General features: G+C 68.6%; 15 protein-coding genes. 4 read left to right on the top strand and 11 right to left on the bottom strand.

Annotated features, from left to right (window positions below):
• Positions 1-4: 4 nt before the first annotated feature.
• Entirely contained in the window at positions 5-421 is a 417-nt protein-coding gene (locus tag ACZ6ZD_RS31245) for a hypothetical protein (protein WP_465677522.1), read from the top strand.
• Between the two features lie 213 nt (positions 422-634).
• On the top strand, positions 635-1,468 hold the full coding sequence (locus ACZ6ZD_RS31240) for a L,D-transpeptidase family protein (RefSeq protein WP_465677521.1): 834 nt from the start codon (positions 635-637) through the stop codon (positions 1,466-1,468).
• Here ACZ6ZD_RS31240 and ACZ6ZD_RS31235 read toward each other — a convergent pair.
• From ACZ6ZD_RS31235 to ACZ6ZD_RS31200, 8 genes are all read right to left on the bottom strand, one after another.
• The gene (locus ACZ6ZD_RS31235; RefSeq protein ID WP_465677520.1) at positions 1,462-2,856 is read right to left on the bottom strand and encodes an amidase; all 1,395 of its coding nucleotides are present in this window, start codon (positions 2,854-2,856) and stop codon (positions 1,462-1,464) included. The genes ACZ6ZD_RS31240 and ACZ6ZD_RS31235 overlap by 7 nt on opposite strands.
• A gap of 83 nt (positions 2,857-2,939) precedes the next feature.
• Positions 2,940-3,743 (bottom strand): SDR family NAD(P)-dependent oxidoreductase, encoded by an 804-nt coding sequence (locus tag ACZ6ZD_RS31230; protein ID WP_465677519.1) that lies wholly within the window; start codon positions 3,741-3,743, stop codon positions 2,940-2,942.
• Positions 3,744-3,757: 14 nt separating this feature from the next.
• Positions 3,758-5,233, bottom strand: coding sequence for an aldehyde dehydrogenase family protein (locus tag ACZ6ZD_RS31225; protein ID WP_465677518.1), 1,476 nt, complete (start codon positions 5,231-5,233; stop codon positions 3,758-3,760).
• Positions 5,230-6,087, bottom strand: a complete 858-nt coding sequence (locus ACZ6ZD_RS31220) for an ATP-binding cassette domain-containing protein (protein ID WP_465677517.1) — start codon at positions 6,085-6,087, stop codon at positions 5,230-5,232. The genes ACZ6ZD_RS31225 and ACZ6ZD_RS31220 overlap by 4 nt, the downstream gene beginning before the upstream one ends.
• A complete protein-coding gene (locus ACZ6ZD_RS31215; RefSeq protein ID WP_465677516.1) occupies positions 6,080-7,216 on the bottom strand; it encodes an ABC transporter ATP-binding protein in 1,137 nt (378 codons plus the stop codon). The genes ACZ6ZD_RS31220 and ACZ6ZD_RS31215 overlap by 8 nt, the downstream gene beginning before the upstream one ends.
• Complete coding sequence (locus ACZ6ZD_RS31210) at positions 7,213-8,031, bottom strand: ABC transporter permease (protein ID WP_465677515.1); 819 nt, start codon at positions 8,029-8,031, stop codon at positions 7,213-7,215. Before ACZ6ZD_RS31210 ends, ACZ6ZD_RS31215 begins: the two co-directional genes overlap by 4 nt.
• On the bottom strand, positions 8,028-8,978 hold the full coding sequence (locus tag ACZ6ZD_RS31205; protein ID WP_465677514.1) for an ABC transporter permease: 951 nt from the start codon (positions 8,976-8,978) through the stop codon (positions 8,028-8,030). The genes ACZ6ZD_RS31210 and ACZ6ZD_RS31205 overlap by 4 nt, the downstream gene beginning before the upstream one ends.
• A gap of 13 nt (positions 8,979-8,991) precedes the next feature.
• A complete protein-coding gene (locus ACZ6ZD_RS31200) occupies positions 8,992-10,509 on the bottom strand; it encodes an ABC transporter substrate-binding protein (protein ID WP_465677513.1) in 1,518 nt (505 codons plus the stop codon).
• 186 nt (positions 10,510-10,695) lie between these two features.
• Between ACZ6ZD_RS31200 and ACZ6ZD_RS31195 the strand changes: the two genes are divergently transcribed.
• Complete coding sequence (locus ACZ6ZD_RS31195) at positions 10,696-11,451, top strand: FadR/GntR family transcriptional regulator (RefSeq protein ID WP_465677512.1); 756 nt, start codon at positions 10,696-10,698, stop codon at positions 11,449-11,451.
• Between the two features lie 4 nt (positions 11,452-11,455).
• Here the strand turns inward: ACZ6ZD_RS31195 and ACZ6ZD_RS31190 are convergent, their stop codons facing one another.
• Together ACZ6ZD_RS31190 and ACZ6ZD_RS31185 are read right to left on the bottom strand one after the other, a co-directional pair.
• Positions 11,456-11,959 (bottom strand): hypothetical protein, encoded by a 504-nt coding sequence (locus ACZ6ZD_RS31190; RefSeq protein ID WP_465677511.1) that lies wholly within the window; start codon positions 11,957-11,959, stop codon positions 11,456-11,458.
• A gap of 94 nt (positions 11,960-12,053) precedes the next feature.
• A complete protein-coding gene (locus ACZ6ZD_RS31185) occupies positions 12,054-14,606 on the bottom strand; it encodes an MXAN_6230/SCO0854 family RING domain-containing protein (protein WP_465677510.1) in 2,553 nt (850 codons plus the stop codon).
• Positions 14,607-15,035: 429 nt separating this feature from the next.
• Between ACZ6ZD_RS31185 and ACZ6ZD_RS31180 the strand changes: the two genes are divergently transcribed.
• Positions 15,036-16,268 carry an MFS transporter gene (locus ACZ6ZD_RS31180; RefSeq protein ID WP_465677509.1) on the top strand — a complete coding sequence of 411 codons (1,233 nt, stop codon included), beginning with the start codon at positions 15,036-15,038 and terminating at the stop codon, positions 16,266-16,268.
• A gap of 81 nt (positions 16,269-16,349) precedes the next feature.
• On the opposite strand, the gene ACZ6ZD_RS31175 is transcribed toward ACZ6ZD_RS31180, so the two are convergent.
• On the bottom strand, positions 16,350-16,547 hold the full coding sequence (locus ACZ6ZD_RS31175) for a DEAD/DEAH box helicase (protein WP_465677508.1): 198 nt from the start codon (positions 16,545-16,547) through the stop codon (positions 16,350-16,352).
• Between the last annotated feature and the right edge of the window lie 43 nt (positions 16,548-16,590).

The raw sequence follows: 16,590 nt of genomic DNA, 5'->3' as shown, positions 1-16,590 counted from the left end.
CGTCATGGCGGATGAGGAGTTTCGGGTTGAGGTCGTGCTCGGTACCGAGGAGCACGGGCTGACGTTCTGGGATCGGTTGCGGGCGCTGGATCTGGACGACGACGCGCGCAAGCGACTCGGCAGCCAGGTCACGGTCACCCGGGACGGGAACCGGATGCTGCTCTACACCCAGAGCCTCGACGACGCGCAGGAGGCCGAGCGCACCGTCCAGGAGCTCGTCGCCGACGACAACCTCACCGCCGAGTACACGGTGACGCGCTGGAACCCGGCCGAGCAGGAGTGGACCGACCCGAGCGTGCCGGTCGGCGTCCACGACGAGGCCAGCGACGAGGCGAAGAACGCCGGCATGGAGGTTCCGGACCCGCGGTACGTGCTGATCCAGGCGTACAAGCCGGAGTTCATCCGCGATCTCGGTCTCTGACGCTCAGCCCTTCCAGGGCTGAGAAACCCCTTCGGTGGGTACTGGTATGACGGGTCGCGAGCAGGGCGGCGCCGGGCCGTGGGCAACGGTTCGGTGACGGGTTCGGTTCGCGGCACGACGATGGACTCCCCTGCGGACTAGTCTCGGCGGGTCGTTGCGCGCTCACGCGGCGTGGTTCTGCGACCCTGAACTTGCTCGAGGGAGAGGGGAATCATGTCTCGTCGACGTGGTCTCACAGCCGGCGCCGTCGTCCTGTCGTTCGTGTTGGCCGGCTGCTCCGACGTGGCCGCCAGCGAACCTACGGCCAAACCGTCCGCGGACGGTTCGACGAGCAGCACGCCGTCCCCGAGTACGCCGACCAGCGCGCCCACGACCGGCGCACCGACGAGCACCCCGCCCTCGGCCACGCCGACCGCGAAGCCGACGACGCCCCCGAGCGTCAAGCCGACGACGAAGCCGAAGAACCCGCACAAGCCGCAGTACTACGCGCTGAAGGTCGAGCAGAAGCTCGAGAAGCTCGGGTATCCGGTCGGCGATGTCGACGGCAAGATCAGCGTCCGGGCGCGGCAGGCATTGTGCGCCTGGCGTGAGCACAACGGGCTGCCGATCAACCGCAAGGGCCTGTCGCTGCCCGACGCGTACTCGGTGATCAACGCGACCGCCAAGCCGACGCCGGCGCGCGAGGACGGCATCTACGTCAACAAGACGTGCCAGATCCTGTACCAAATCGTCAACAAGCAGTACAAGCGGATCGTCTGGATCTCGACCGGCGCCCCCGGTTACGACACCCCGAACCGGACCGGCAAGGTCTGGCGCAAGTGGGCCGGTGCCCACGAGAGCAGCCTGTACGACGACGCGTACATGTACGACTCGATCTACTTCCTCAAAGATCGCCCGGGGATCGCTCTGCACGGATCTCGCGTCAACTCGCTGATCAAGCCCTACCCGGCCAGCCACCGCTGCGTTCGCGTGATGCGCCCGCAGATCCACCAGATCTTCGCCGACACCCCGATCGGCACCAAGGTCCAGGTCTACGGCAACTACTGACCGCCGCCCGTGGGCCAGGGGCGCTGAACGGCGAGAGCGCTCTCTGCGTACTCGGCGAGGGCTAGGGCGGTCATGTCCTGGTGGTGGGGTACGGCGAGTTGGGCGCCGATGGGTAGACCGGCGCCGGACCAGCCTGCGTTGACTGTGGTCGCGGGGTGGGCGGACATGTTGTACGGGACCGTGAAGGCGATGTGCTCGAAGGGCTTCGCGGGGTCGTCGGTGGGATAGGCGAGCTCGGCGGGGAACGCTGTGATCGGGGCGACCGGCGACAGGATGACGTCGTGCCGCGTGAAGACGGCGGTCACGGCGGCGGCCATCGCGCCCATTTGGCTGTAGCCGTGAAAGACGTCGAAGCCGGAGAGTTCGCCGGCGGTCGAGACCCAGTCGCGGATCTGTGGGAGAACCTTTGCTCGGCGATCTTCGGGGAGCGCCGCGATATCCGCGGCGGACCGGATGCGCCAGAAGCGGTCGAGTCCGTCGAGCATGTCGCGGTTGATGATCGGCGGGATCGGCTCGACGACAGCGCCGGCCTTCTCGAGGACGGCGGCGAGCGCGGAGACCGCGGCGGTGGTCTCGGGGTCGACGGGGAGGCCGAGACCGGCGTCCAGGAGCAGGGCGACGCGGAGACCGGGGCGGAGAGCGCTCTCTGGCGTTCTCGGGATGTTCTCGGGCGGCGGCGGGTACGACGTGTGGTCGCGCGGGTCGTAGCCGGAGAGGACCGCGAGAGTTAGCGCGGCGTCGGCCGCCGATCGGCTCATCGGGCCGATTGCCCTGCCTGGGTAGGGATTTCCGACCGGGATCCGGCCATGAGTCGGTTTGAGGCCGACGAGACCGCACCAGCCGGCGGGCAGGCGGATCGAGCCGCCGATGTCGGTGCCGAGGTGGATCGGGCCGTACCCGGCTGCGGCGGCCGCGGCCGCTCCCGCGCTCGAACCACCGGCCGTCTTCGTGAGGTCCCACGGGTTGCGAGTCAGCTGATGGAACGTTGAGACGCCGGACGAGAGCATCCCGTACTCCGGCATCGTCGTCTTGCTGAAGATCACCGCACCGGCGGCTCGGAGCAACGCGGCCGCGGGCGCGTCGGCGGTCGCCGGGACGAGCTCGGTTGCCGCCGTGCCTTGAGGGACGGGGGTGCCGCGGGTGGCGATGTTCTCCTTGACGGTGGCCGGTACGCCGTCAAGCGCACCTGCCGTACCGGCGACCCAGCGGGCCTCGGACTCGCGCGCGGCCGCGCGGGCGCCGTCCGGATCGAGGGCGTAGGTCGCGCAGATCCGGGGCTCCAGTTCCTCGACGCGATCGAGGACGTCCTCGATCACCTCGACCGGCGAGAGAGAGCGCTTCCGGTAGTTCTCGAGCAGCTCGGTGGCGGTCAGGTCGGCCAGGCTCATACGCGCTCCTCGGAAGATCGATCCGGCAGGTCGTCACGGCCGTCGAGCATCAGGTCGGTGACCCAGGCGGCCGAGTCAGGGGTTCAGTTGGGTGGGTCGAAGCGGCCGTCCACTGCCGTCCAGCCGCCGTCGACCGCGAGCACGCTGCCGGTGACGAAGCTGGCCGCGTCGGATGCGAGGTAGACGACCGCGCCGGCGAGCTCATTGGGCTGGGCCCAACGGGAGAGCGCTCCCTTGTGGGCGTACGCGTCGTACCAGGCGGGGTTCGCCTTGATTTGCGCGGTGAGCGGCGTTTCGACGACGCCGGGGGCGATCGCGTTGGCACGGACACCGGAAGGGCCGAGCTCGGCCGCTGCGGTGCGGAGCAACTGGACGAGGCCAGCTTTGGTTGCCGCGTAGACCGATTGGCCGGGCTCGACCGTCGTACCGCGGATCGAGCTGAAGCCGATGATGCTGCCGCTGCCGCGCTCGGCCATCTGCTTGCCGAAGGCACGGATCAGCTGGAACGACGCGCGCAGGTTGAGCGAAACAACGCGGTCGAACTCCTCGCCGGTGTAGTCGAGGATGCGTTTGCGTACGTTGGTCGCGGCGGTGAAGACGAGGACGTCGACCGGGTCGAGTTCGCCGGCCGCGCGGATGATCGCGTCGTCGTCCAAGATGTCGAGCTGGTACGCCGAGACGTCCGGTGCGCCGATCTCGCCGGCGACCGTCAGGTCCTGTGCGGACGACGCGGTTGACTCGGCGGCTGTCAGGTCGCGGTCGGCGCAGGTTACCTGAGCGCCGTGGGCAGAGAGCGCGAGAGCGCTTTCTCGGCCGATCCCGCTGCCGGCGCCGATGACGAGCGCGTGTTTGCCGTCCAGGCGGAAGAGGTTCGCGTAGTCCGTCACAAGCTCGTCACCTCTCAGGGGCGGGGGCGGATGATCGCCATCCGGGTCGTGGTCAGTTCCTCGATCGCGAAGCGGGGGCCCTCGCGGCCGGTTCCCGAGTCCTTGACGCCGCCGTACGGCATCACGTCGGAGCGGAATCCGGGGACCTCGTTGATCACCACTCCCCCGACGTCGAGCCGATCGATCGCGGTGAACGCGGTGTCGAGCGATGAGGTGAAGACGCTGGCGTGCAGGCCGTAGCGCGACGCGTTCACGGTTTCGAGAGCGCTCTCCAGGTCGGGAACGGAGCGGACGGCGATCACCGGCCCGAAGATCTCCTCGTCCCACACCTCCTGCCCCGACGGCACATCCGTCAACATCGTCGGCCCGAGCACATCAACCACGTCGGCGGAACTGGCGGTTGTGGAGGGTGAGTCTGCGGGGGTGGTGGGGTAGGCGAGGGTGGCGCCGGATTGGAGGGCGTTGTGGATCCAGGTGCGAACTCGGGCTGTCGAGTGGGGGTTGATGAGGGCGGAGACGCGACTAGCCGGGTCTCGGGGGTCGCCTACGGGGACGGCGGGGAGGCGGGTGCTGAGTTTGTCCAAGAGGGGTTGATGGACGGGCGCTACGGCCAGGACCCGTTGGACGGAGATGCACGCTTGGCCGGAGGCGTAGTAGCCGCCGCGGATGATGGCGTCGGCGGCTGCGTCGAGGTCGGCGTCCTCGGCTACGACAAGGGCGGAGTTGGAGCCCAGTTCGAGGAGGACTTTGGTGGGGGCGGCGTCGCGGGCGATCTGGTGGCCGACGGCGGCGGAGCCGGTGAAGGAGACGGCGCCGATGCGCGGGTCGGTGGTGAGGGTCGCGCCGACGTCAGGCCCGCCGGTAATCAGCTGGAGAGCGCTCTCGGGTGCTCCCGCCTCGTTCAGGGCAGAGCGCATCAGGTGCACCAGCCAGAGCGTGGCCAACGGAGTCTGGGGTGCGGGCTTGACGATGATCGGGCAGCCGGCGGCGAAGGCCGGTGCGATCTTGTGCGCGGCGAGCAGCAACGGGTAGTTGAAGCCGGTGATGCCGACGACGACGCCGATCGGTTTGCGGACCCAGAAACCGAGAAGCCCTTCGCCGCTCGGCAGGAGGTCCAGCGGGACAGTCTCACCGTGCAGCCGGGCGACCTCTTCGGCCGCGGTCTCCAAAGTCAGCAGGGTGCGGTCGATCTCGACGCGGCAGTCTACGAGCGGCTTGCCGGTCTCGAGGACGAGCAGGTCGACGAAGGCGTCGCGCTCGGCGCGAACGGCGGAATGCACGCTCTGCAAGACGTTTCGGCGTACGTACGACGGGAGGCGGCCGACCGTTTCGCGGACGGCGACGGCGTGGCCGAGGGCCTGCCGCGCGAGGGCGACGTCCCCGACCGGGGCCTCGGCGACGGTGGAACCGTCGTACGGGAAGAGCACCGGAGCGGTCGACGGGGCGTCGACCCAGGATTCACCGATCGGTAGGCCGGGCGGGAACTTCACGCGGGTGCTCCTTTCGACGGCGGGGCGGGGTGGCTGAGGAGGTCAGCGGTGGTCGCGCCGGAGAGCGCTCTCTGCAGAGTCGGGATCGCGGAGACCAGGCGCTGGGTGTAGGCGTGCCGCGGCGCGGCGTAGACCTCGGCGGTGGGGCCGGTCTCGACGATCTGGCCGGCGTTCATGACGGCGACGCGATCGCAGATGTGCTTGACGACGGACAGGTCGTGGGAGACGAAGACGAGGGTGAGGTCGAGTTCGTCGACGAGGTCGGAGATCAGGTTCAGGACCTGGGCGCGGACCGAGACGTCGAGAGCGCTCACCGGCTCGTCCGCGATCAGGATCCGCGGGCGGGGGGCGAGGGCGCGGGCGATCGAGATGCGTTGGCGCTGGCCGCCGGAGAACTGGTGCGGGTAGCGCTCTCCCGCGTTCGCGGGCAGGCCGACGGCGTCGAGGAGTTCGCGGACGCGGGCACCGGAGGCGGGATGCCCTTGGACGACGAGGGGTTCGGCGATGATGTCGCGAACCCGCATCCGGGGGTCGAGGGAGCTCATCGGGTCCTGGAAGACGAGCTGGAGGTTCTCGCGGAGGAAGCGCAGCCGGCGCTCCGGGAGGTGGGTGATATCGGTGCCCTCGACAACTATCTGGCCGGAGGTGGGACGGTCGAGGGCGGCGATCAGACGGAGCAAAGTCGACTTGCCGCAGCCGGATTCGCCGACGATGCCGAATCGCTCGCCCTGCTGGACTTCCAGGCTCACACCGCGAAGGGCGTGCACGACGGGTGCCGGCTTGAGCAGTGAGGTCCGTGGACGGGGGAAGTCCCGGACGAGGTCGACGGCCTGGATCGCTGGGTGGTCAGGCATCCGTGGCTCCGGCGGGGTGGTGGCAGGCGTAGCCGTGTGTGGCGGTGCCGGTCCAGGGTGGCGGCGTGGCGCAGATGTCGGTGGCGTGGGCACACCGGTTGCGGAACACGCAGCCGGACGGGAAGTGGCCGGCCGCAGGAACGGTGCCGGGGATCGTGGTGAGCCGCCGAGAGCGAGCCCGCGAGCTGGGCACAGCGTCGCCGGCGGCGGTGGCGTCGACGGGGGCGGCGTCGGTGGAGGTGGCGGCGGTGGCGTCGACGGGAGCGTCGGCGGTGGGGGCGTCGGGGGCGGGGGCGTCGAGGGTGGAGGTGTCGGCGGTGGGGGTGTCGAGGGTGGAGGCGGCTAGGAGGCCTTGGGTGTAGCGGTGGCGGGGGCCGGTGAAGAGGGTGGTGACAGGGCCGGATTCGACGACTCGGCCGCCGTACATGACGAGGACCCGGTCGCAGACGGTGGCGACGACGGCTAGGTCGTGGGTGATGAAGAGCAGGGCGGAAGCGCGCTCTCTGATGCCGCGGACGATGAGGTCGAGGACGAGGGCCTGGACGGTGACGTCGAGGGCGGTGGTGGGTTCGTCGCAGATCAGCAGGGCGGGGTCGTTGGCCAGGGCGATGGCGAGGACGACGCGTTGGCGTTGGCCGCCGGAGAGCTGATGGGGGTACGCGCGCAGGAGGTCGGCCGGGAGCTGGACGCGGTCGAGGAGCTCGGCGGCGGCCGCGCGGGCCGCGGCGCGGCCGGAGCGGGTCTCGTGGATGAGCATGACTTCGGCGATCTGGTCGCCGATGCGCATGGTCGGGTTGAGCGCGGTCATCGGTTCCTGGAAGACCATGGCGAGATCGCGGCCGCGGATCCGAGAGAGCGTTCTCTCGTCCGCTCCCACCAGGTCGGCGCCGACGCCGGCCAGCCGGATCGAGCCTGCCGCGACGACGTCGTCCGGGAGGAGGCCGAGGATGCTCAGCGCGGTGAGTGACTTGCCGGATCCGGATTCGCCGATCAGCCCGACCCGCTCCCCCGGGCCGACGGTGAGCTCGACGTCCGAGACCAGCACGGTGTCGCGGACGCTGACCGTGAGTCCGCGCACGCTCAGCACGTCTTCGCCAACGGCGGTGGCGTCGGCCGGTTGCACGCTCATCGGCGGTCCTCCAGCTTGGGGTCGAAGCGGTCGCGCAGTCCGTCGCCGAGCAGGTTGAAACCGAGGACGGCGATGGCGATCGCGACTCCCGGGAAGACCGCGAGCCTAGGCGCGGTAAAGAGGAACTCCTGGCTCTCTTGGAGCATCCGACCCCAGGACGGCGTCGGCGGCGGCGTCCCGTAGCCGAGGAAAGAGAGCGCTGCCTCGGCGAGAACGGCGATCGCGAACGAAACCGATGCCTGCACGGTGATCAGGCTGGTCACGTTGGGCAGCACGTGCCGGACGGCGATCGGCAGCGGCTGCCGCCCGGCCGCGCGGGCTGCCAGCACGTACTCCGTCCGCATCACCTGCAGGGCACCACTCCGGATCACCCGCGCGAAGCTCGGTACCGAAGCGATGCCGATGGCAACCATCGCCGTGAGCGTGCTGGCCCCGAAGACCGCTCCGAACATGATGGCCAGCAGCAACGCCGGAAACGCGAGCAACAGGTCGTTGGCGCGCATGATCAGCTCACTCGGCCAGCGGCGCGCCATCGCGGCCAGCACGCCGAGCGGTACGCCGATCACCGCCGCGACGCCCACCGCGACCACTCCGACGAAGAGCGTCGTCCGGGACCCGACCATGATCTGGCTCAGCACGTCGCGGCCGAACTTGTCTGTCCCGAACCAGTGTTCCCAGGAGGGCTGGGCCAACCGCGACCCCGGGTCGACCAGCGTCGCGTCGTACGGCGTCCAGACGAACGACACCAACGCCATCACCACGATGGCGCCGACGATGACGCCACCGGCGACCAGCGAAGCGTTCAGCCGCCTCATCGGGCCCCCGTCCGCAGTCGAGGATCCAGAGCGACGTACAGCAGGTCGACGAGGAAGTTCACCAGTAGTACGGCGACGACCAGCACCATGACCACGTCCTGGACGAGGAGCAGGTCACGGTTGGACACGCCGTCCAGCAGCAGGCTCCCGAGTCCAGGGATGACAAACACGCGCTCAACGACCACTGCGCCGATCAGCAGCGTTGCCAACTGCAGACCGAGCACAGTCACCACCGGTACGGCGGCGTTGCGTAACCCGTGCCGCCACAACGCTGGGAACGGCCGCAGCCCCTTCGCACGCGCCGTGCGCAGGTAGTCCTCGCGCAGCACGTCCAGCACGGCGCTACGGACATACCGCGTCAGTACGGCGCCTTGAACCAACCCCAGCGACAAGGCCGGCAACACCAGCTGCCGGAGGAACATCCCTGGGTCCTCTGCCGGCGGAGTCCACCCGTTCGCAGGCAGCCAGCCCAGCTTCACCGCGAACACCATGATGAGCAGAATTCCTGCCAGGAACGCCGGTACGGCGACACCGACCTGCGCGAGCGCAGAGAGCGCGAACCCGGACAGCCGGCGGTGCCGCGCCGCCATCACGGTTCCGGCAGGCGCAGCGAGCAGCAGAGCGATGACCATGCCCACGACGACCAGGATCAGCGTCACCTGCAGTCGGTCGAACACCTGCGGTCCGATCGCCACTTTCGACACGTACGACGTACCGAGGTCGCCGCGCAGCAGGCCGCCGAGCCAGTCGACGTACTGGACGGGCAGTGGGCGGTCCAGGCCGAACTGACGGCGCAGCTCGGCCACCGCCTCGTCCGACGCGTTCACACCGAGCGCGACCCGAGCCGGGTCACCCGGCAGTACAGCCATGAACCCGAACACGAGTACGGAGCTCACTGCGAGGCTGACCAAGAGCACTGCGGTGCGCTCGATCAGACGGAGGACCATTCAGCTCACCACGTCACGAGCGGGCAAGACGCGACAGGTCGAAGTTCTCGGTGATCGCGTTCTCCGGCAGACCGGTCAGGTTCTTGTCAGCGACGATCAGGTTCGGCAGAAGGAACAGCCAGTCCCCTGCGGCCTGCTCGGACAGCCGTCGCGCCGCCTTCTTCATGTTGTCGACCTGCGCCGCCTCGTCACCCGCATCCGCCGCTGCGAGGTCCTTCTGCAGCTCTGGGTCGTTGTAACGGGTGTAGTAGGTCGGACTGAAGACAGCGCCCAGATCGCGCGGCTCGACGTGCGCAATGATCGACATGTCGTAGTCGACGTTCTTGAAGACAGTGCTCAGCCAGGCCGCCGGAAACTCGAGCTGGTCGATCTGGACCTTCAGACCGGCCTGCTCCAGCTGGCTCTTCACCACCTGTCCGCACGACGTCGCATACGGCAGAGTGGGCAGCCGAAGCCGCAGCGTCGCACCAGCAGCGCCAGAAGCCTGCAGCAGCGATTTCGCCTTGGCAACGTCGTACGGCGCGACCGCGGTGAGGTCCTCGTACCAAGGGTCGGTCGGCGGGACCATGGAGCCGATCAGCTTGCCGCGTCCGGCGAAACACGTGTCCAGCAAGGCCTTGTGGTCGATGGCCTGCCGAATCGCCTGCCGCGTCCGGATGTCCCGGAAGACCGGCTTGGAGTTGTTGAACGACAGTAGTACCTCACCGTTCGTCGTCCCCTCGAGCACCTGGTACTTCGAGTTGCCGGTGAACTGGCTGAGCGCCTCTGGCGCCTGCACTGTGGTGATGACGTTGATCGTCCCGGTCAGCAGCGCGTTGTTCAGCGCAGTCGGGTCCTTGAAGTACTTCAGCGTGATCTGCTGGAAGAACGGCTTCGTGCCCCAGTAGGCGTCGTTCCGCTGCAGAACGATCGAGTCACCGCGGTTCCACTTGGAGAACTTGTATGCGCCGGTTCCGATCGGCTCAGTGGCCAGCTTGGCCACACCGGTCTCGGAGAACATCGCCCCGACCCGCGTCGTCATCCGGAACAGCCATCCGTTGCTGGGCTTGGCCAGCGTCACCTGCAGCTGCGTCGGCGACAGCGCCTTGGCGTCCTGGACGACGTCCATCGCAGCCTTCAGCGACGTCGTCCAGCCGGTCTTGACGCGGTTGATGCTGAACACCGCGTCGGCCGCGGTGAACGGCTTGTCGTTGGTGAACTTGGCGTTGTCGACCAGGTCGAACGTGTAGACCTTCCGGTCCGGCGAGACTGTCCACGACTTCGCCAGCGAGGGCACGATCTTGCCGGAGTCGTCCTGCTTGACCAGAGTCTCGTAGACGTTGCCCAGCAGCGCCTGCGGGATCGCAGCGCCGTCTGTGGTCGTGAAGTCCAGACTGGCCGGCTCCGCGACCAGACCGAGCGACAGCGACTGGTCGCCACCAGAGCCGCTGGACGAACCGCCCGACGTACTCGAACCGGCCGAGCAGGCGGTGAGGGCCAGCAGCGCCGCGGAGGCGACGAGCGCGACCGCTCGAGTGGTGTACGTCTTCACGCGAACTCCTCCAGTCACCGGGCTCTCGCCGCATTCTGACGACCACAGTCCTGCCGCCAGACCGGGGCACGCCGGACGGCGGCGTTCTCCGTCCAGCTGTGACTGGTCTGACCAGTGGACTAGGTGTCAGTGGGCCACTAGGTTTGTCGCTACGCAGGGGTCTGTCAAGGCGAATGGGGTGGTCGGATGGCCGAAAGTCCGCGGTTCCAGCCGGTCCAGCCCGTCCGGGCCTATCAGCGGATCGTCGAGCAGGTCGAGGACGCACTGGCCCGTGGCGACCTCGCACCGGGCCAACGGCTCCCCAGCGAGCGCGAACTGGTCGCCCAGTTCGCAGTCAGCCGTTCCACGGTGCGTGAGGCGTTGCGGGTGCTGGAAAGCAACGGAGTGGTCCGCTCTCGCCCCGGCGACCCGAACGGACCGGAGATCCTGCCGTTCTCCTCGACGGCGCTGCGCAAACAGCTGGTCCGGCTCGCACGGGTCGACGAGCTGACGCTGGCCGAGCTGATCGGCTTCCGGATGATCATGGACGGCGCAGCGATCCAGGTGGCGTCCCGGCTGCGGACTCCGGCGCAGCTGGCCGAGCTGACCGCCACACTGACGGCCATGCGGACGGCGATCGACGTGGACTTCGCTGCGTTCAGCGAGGCCGATCTGGCGTTCCACGACGTGATCGCGCGAATCAGCCGCAACTCGCTGATCGAGACCTGCAACGAGGTCGTCCGCGGCGTCGTCCTGAGCCTGATCTCGAACAAGATCGCCCACGCGCCGAACAGCCGTGCGCTGATGCTGGAGTCGCTGCAGCACCACTCCGAGGTGGTCGACGCGATCCGCGCCGGCGACGGCACCGTCGCCGCGCGGATCGCCCGGCAGAACATGTACGACTACTACGCCGGCTACGTCCCCGAGGAGGAGCGCGAGGCGCTCCAGGCCCTCATCGACTGACCACTCACGTGTCGTGCTCGAGGATCCGGATGGTGGGGACCTTCAGCAGCTTGCGGGCCTTGGCGACCCAGTCGGAGCAGAGGAACCTGGCTGCCGTCTCGGGCCAGGCGACCACCACGATCTCCTGTGCAGCGGTACTCATGACCACTGATCTGAGCGCCAGCAGCGGCTCTCCGTGCGTGATGGAGACATGGACCGGGTAGCGGCTGGCAGTGCGTAGATGCCGAGCGCTGTGCTCGATGACACCGGCCAGATCGACCTGTGGGTCCGCGAGCATCGCCGTGGCCGCCCGGCCGGGCGGAGCGGACGCTGTGGACGTCAGACCGGCGACATCCGCGAACGTCGACCCCAGTAGCGCCATCGGTCCACCGAACCCGCTCTCCGGATGGCTGGAGACGAGCAGGTGGTAGTCGACAACTTCTTCGTACCTTGCGTGCAGGGCGGCAACACTGCGCGCGTCGCCCTCGCTCATCTCCCGCTCGATGAGCACCACCACGTCGTAGGTCATGCGTGGCTCCCTTCGCAGTCACTTTCCGTTGTACTCCTGCTGCCGTCCAGGCCAAAGCACCCAGCGCGCCAACGTCACGGAATTGTCAAACTCGTCACCGGGCGACCGGGGCGTGTGCCCGGCTGTCCGGTGCGAAGGCGCCGAGCAAGTACGCCGCGTCGATCAGTGAGTGCGCCGTGGCGTCGATCAGCTGCGGATGCAGCGCGAAGACCTGCGCCCCTGGGCGCGGTGTGACGTCGCCAGTGAGGACTCCGACGAAATCAGCCCGTGCCGCGGCGTCCTGGTCCCACTGGCGGTCAGGCTCGAGCCGGGCGATCAGGCGGCGCGCAAACGTCGCCACGTCCTCGGCTGGGTCACGCTGGTAGCCCACGACCGTTCCGTCGGCGCACCGGACGGCGATCTCGTCAGTACGGGCTGCTGCGTGCCAGCAGCACACCTCCCACAGGCTGACGCGGTCGCCAGCGCCGTACACGTCCTCGAGCGCGGCAGCCATCAGGGCGATGTGACCGCCGTACCGCGCGACGTTGTGCCCGTATCCGCCCGCGCTGAGGTTCACGTCGTACCAGCGCAGCTCTTTCGTCTGCAGGTCGACGCCGAACGGGAGGAGGATCTTGGCCGGCCCACTCAGGTCGAAGCGCTCCTCGACTGCGGCCGGATCGAACAGTGCGGCGGGCTGTCGCATCAGCCCGACGAACCCGCGCTCCAGCTCGTCGAACGGGACGTCGTTGTAGCTGAACACCACCGGGAGCACGTAGCGACCACCGATCCGGCGAATCGCCCGCAGGTCCAGGTCGACGAACTCTGTCGAGCCGCCTGGTGCAGGCGCTGAGGTCAGGTCCCCCGAATGGACCAGCGCATCCTGGTCGAACCGCAGCCTGGTGTAGTCGCACAGGCCGACGAAACCCCACTCTTCGTCGAACACCGCGACCGAGAGGTCGAGGTCGACGCGGCGACTGCTCGGCTCAACCCAGTGCAGGAACAGGCGCAGCTCCTCCTCCGGTGGGATCGAAACAGCACTCCCCCGGGTCATACGGCGCAGCGTCGACGAGGAGCCCCGCTCTGAGCCCGGTGCGGCCAGACGAGCCAGCTCTTCGTCCAGAAACGCGCGCCGCCAGCGCGGCTGGTTGCCAGCCCGACGCAACATCTCTCCGACGAGTACGCCGGACAGCGCCGCGACTGTGTCGGCGGGCAACGGCTCCCGGTCGTCGACGGTCGTCCAGACGCGTGTGGAGCCGCCACGCGGGAAGAACAACCGCAGGTCGCCCGGCGGCGTCCGAAGTTGTCCAAGCGCCGCAGTGAGCACCGCGGGCGACACATCCGAAACTGCGACCGTCACCGCGCCGAGCAGATCACCGTGCTGGTCGGCCGGGAGCGCACGAACCAGCTGGACCAGCCGGCGCAGCAGCTCACCTGGCCGCTGCCGCAGCAGGTCCAACGCCAGACCAGGATGCCCTTCCGCGAACGCACCCTCGACGCGGGAGCCGAACGTCCGCATGACAAGCCGCCCGGCCTCGATCCGCACGAACGGATACTGAGCTGCCTCACTCAGCACAGCCCGCCCAGCCGCGGTGCTCAGCTCCAGATCCGTCCGGCGCAGTACGGCGAACGCGAGCGCAGCGGTCGGATGCCGCTCCGCATACTCGAACGGGTGCAGCCCTTCGGCCATGCGCTTCCACGCACGCTCGTGGCGCAGCATGTCCTCGATCAGCACCTCGGCCGGCAGCTGATCCAGCCGGGCCAGCACCTGTCGACGCGTCGCCCGCGGCAGCGACCTGCGGCGAGCAGGCGGCGTCCGCAGCCCGGGGTCGGCATCCATCAGTACGTAGAGCAGACGGAGTACGTCGGTCGCTGTGCCGGCTCGGTCGATCACGCTGGGGTCTTCGGCCAGAAAATGCGCAAGGACGAGCGCCTGCGTCTCCCGAACCGGGATGTCGCTCGGCACCCAGGACAGCTCAGTCAGCGGCAGCAGCACCTGCAGGTCGGCACGGTCCACAGCCGCGAGCGGAGTACGGCGTACGAGCAGCGACTCGACTGCGCCGCGCACCGCATCCGGACCGGCCAACGACAGCAACCGGAGCCGATCGGATCGGACATGCGTCGGCTGCACCTCGTCGAACGCGGGCTGGAGGAACGGATCGGCCGGATCGATGCGCCGAAGGCACAGCGGGCAGGCGCTGAAGTCAGCGCCGTCCCAACAGGTGCGGCAGACCAGATGGGCGCACGGCGCCACCGGATGGACCGAGGTCGTGTCGCCGCACAGGACGCACGGCTGCTCCGGCTCCTGCATGAGCTGCGCGAACACGCGGTTGATGTAGAAGGCATCCGTGTCGACCGGGACGGTCTCTGGGAAGCCGCGGAACAGCGGTACGTGCTCGGCGTCGTGGCCGGACTCGTCGTCCAGCAGGCCGAGTAGCGCGGCACCTAGGCCGGCGAGCGCCGGAGCAGACAGCCCCGCGCAGTGCCGGTACAGGTCTACCGACAGCAGGAAGCCGCGTTGGACGAGCTCTGCCTGCAGCGCCGACAGACCGGCCTGGATGGTGAGCGGACGCCGCAGCCACTGCCAGGCGGAACGCCGGACCGGCGGCGTCAGGCGGGCAGCGTCCACCAGCCGCCGGCGCCGCAACAGAACAGCGGCAACTTCCGGCATGGGCGGCCTCCCGCGAGACGACGATGACGCCGGGGGCGGAGAGCGGTCGCGCTACTGGCCTGGATAGTAGGAGAAGGAAGCACGTCCAAGAGCCGCCCCCGGCAGACAGAACGCTACCGGGTCGCACCGACAGTTCTGACCAGCAGAAACCGGAGGGGGCCGGCCGCGCACAGAGGGGGCCGGACAAAAGAGAAGTCCGATGCCAGGGTCGGGGCCGCCCCGCCCAGACCCCAGCATCGGAACACTTACAGAGTAGTACGTGTGATCAAATCTCAAGTCACCGGGGGCCCTATTTGAACGTTAAGTGGCACTGATGCGCCGCCAGCAAACGGCTGACCCAGACAGCCTGTGTGCAGGGAAACCCTTCGGATAACGCACAGAAGGTGTGGGACTACGGATAGTGGTTAAGTTGTACGTATGGAGGGTGGGGTGGTGGAACGCGCGCGCTGGCGGGACGTCTTCGGTCACGCCGAGTTCCGTGCGCTGTTCGTCGCCGGAGTGCTGTCGGTAGCCGGTGACCAGTTCGCTCGGGTGGCGCTGTCCGTGCTGGTCTTCGAACGGACGGAGTCGGCCGGGCTGACCGCGATGACGTATGCGCTCACCTACCTGCCCGACCTCCTGTTCGGCCCGCTGCTGGCAGGTTTCGCGGACCGCTACCCCCGGCGTGCGGTGATGATCATCACCGACCTCGCCAGGGCGGTTCTCGTTGCAGGTATGGCGATCGAGGGCCTCCCTCTGCTCGCAGTCATCGCACTACTACTGGGGCTCCAGGCGTTCGGGTCACCCTTCAACGCCGCACGGGCCGCCACTCTGCCCGCCGTCCTGCCAGGCGACCACTACGTGCTCGGCAAGGCCGCGAACGACATGGTCGTCCAGTTCAGCCAGGTGCTCGGTTTCGGCACCGGCGGCGTCCTGGTGGTCGCCATCGGGACGTCCGGCGGCCTCCTGCTCGACTCAGCGACCTTCTTGTTGTCGGCCGCCCTGATCGCGATCGGCGTCCGGCGGCGCCCCACTCCGGCGCGTGGCACTGATGCGCCACGTGCCGGCTACTTCAAGGACCTCTCCGCAGGCCTGTCCCTGGTGGTCCGGACGCCGAAGCTCCGGACTCTGATCGTTCTGGCCACCATCGCCGGCTTCTACGTGACCGTCGAGGGCCTCGCGGTTCCCTACGCCCATGAGATCGGCGGCGGGCCGACTGCGGCCGGCCTACTACTGGCAGCCAGCCCGGCCGGTGCGGTCCTGGGGATGTGGCTGATCACCCTGTGGCCGCCAGAGCGACGCATGCGGCTACTGGGACCACTGGCGGCGCTGGCGTGCGCACCGCTCACGCTGTGCTTCTTGGCGCCCGGTCTGCTGCCCACTGTGCTGCTGTGGGCGATCTCCGGGATGGCCTCGGCGTACCACCTACCGACGAGTGCCGCGTTCGTGCAGGCCGTTCCGGACGCGCAGCGCGGCCAGGCCTTCGGCGTCGCCAGCACCGCATTGAAGAGCAGTCAGGGCCTCGGGATCCTGCTGGCCGGCCTGATGGCCGACAGCGCGTCCCCGTCGGTCGCGCTGGGGGTGATGGGCACAGTCGGCATGTGCGCCGCCCTGGCGGCGGGCAGCGCCTGGACACGCGCCCGCCGCCCCGGCCCGGAGGTGGCCGGAACGGTCACCGGATGAGCCGGCCGGAGATTCAGGGGAATTACCTCCGGACAGCATCCGTAAAATATCGGTAAAGAAATTCGCGGGAGGTCCCGTGGCTCACCACTCGTTACCGCTGATGAACCATTCGTTACCGCCGCCGGCCGGCCGGTGCAGCCACTCGTTGCCACCCTGCGTGAACCACTCGTTCCCGCCGTGGAACCACTCGTTCCCGCTGGTCAGCCACTCGTTGCCGATACCGCTCAAACGCTTGCTGGAGCCGTGGAACCACTCGTTGCCGGTGCTCGTCTTGGACATGGTGCTGGATCCTTCCGTCGCCATCCGCCAGATGGAATAACGC

This window comes from Kribbella sp. NPDC104218, from assembly GCF_055584105.1.
This window is presented reverse-complemented; position numbering and strand designations above follow the sequence as displayed.

Coding starts and splice junctions, on each gene's coding strand:
- ACZ6ZD_RS31175 (WP_465677508.1), bottom strand. CDS start 16,547: ATGTCCAAGACGAGCACCGGCAACGAGTGGTTCCACGGCTCCAGCAAG.
- ACZ6ZD_RS31195 (WP_465677512.1), top strand. CDS start 10,696: ATGGCCGAAAGTCCGCGGTTCCAGCCGGTCCAGCCCGTCCGGGCCTAT.
- ACZ6ZD_RS31185 (WP_465677510.1), bottom strand. CDS start 14,606: ATGCCGGAAGTTGCCGCTGTTCTGTTGCGGCGCCGGCGGCTGGTGGAC.
- ACZ6ZD_RS31240 (WP_465677521.1), top strand. CDS start 635: ATGTCTCGTCGACGTGGTCTCACAGCCGGCGCCGTCGTCCTGTCGTTC.
- ACZ6ZD_RS31210 (WP_465677515.1), bottom strand. CDS start 8,031: ATGAGGCGGCTGAACGCTTCGCTGGTCGCCGGTGGCGTCATCGTCGGC.
- ACZ6ZD_RS31245 (WP_465677522.1), top strand. CDS start 5: ATGGCGGATGAGGAGTTTCGGGTTGAGGTCGTGCTCGGTACCGAGGAG.
- ACZ6ZD_RS31220 (WP_465677517.1), bottom strand. CDS start 6,087: ATGCCTGACCACCCAGCGATCCAGGCCGTCGACCTCGTCCGGGACTTC.
- ACZ6ZD_RS31205 (WP_465677514.1), bottom strand. CDS start 8,978: ATGGTCCTCCGTCTGATCGAGCGCACCGCAGTGCTCTTGGTCAGCCTC.
- ACZ6ZD_RS31190 (WP_465677511.1), bottom strand. CDS start 11,959: ATGACCTACGACGTGGTGGTGCTCATCGAGCGGGAGATGAGCGAGGGC.
- ACZ6ZD_RS31235 (WP_465677520.1), bottom strand. CDS start 2,856: ATGAGCCTGGCCGACCTGACCGCCACCGAGCTGCTCGAGAACTACCGG.
- ACZ6ZD_RS31215 (WP_465677516.1), bottom strand. CDS start 7,216: ATGAGCGTGCAACCGGCCGACGCCACCGCCGTTGGCGAAGACGTGCTG.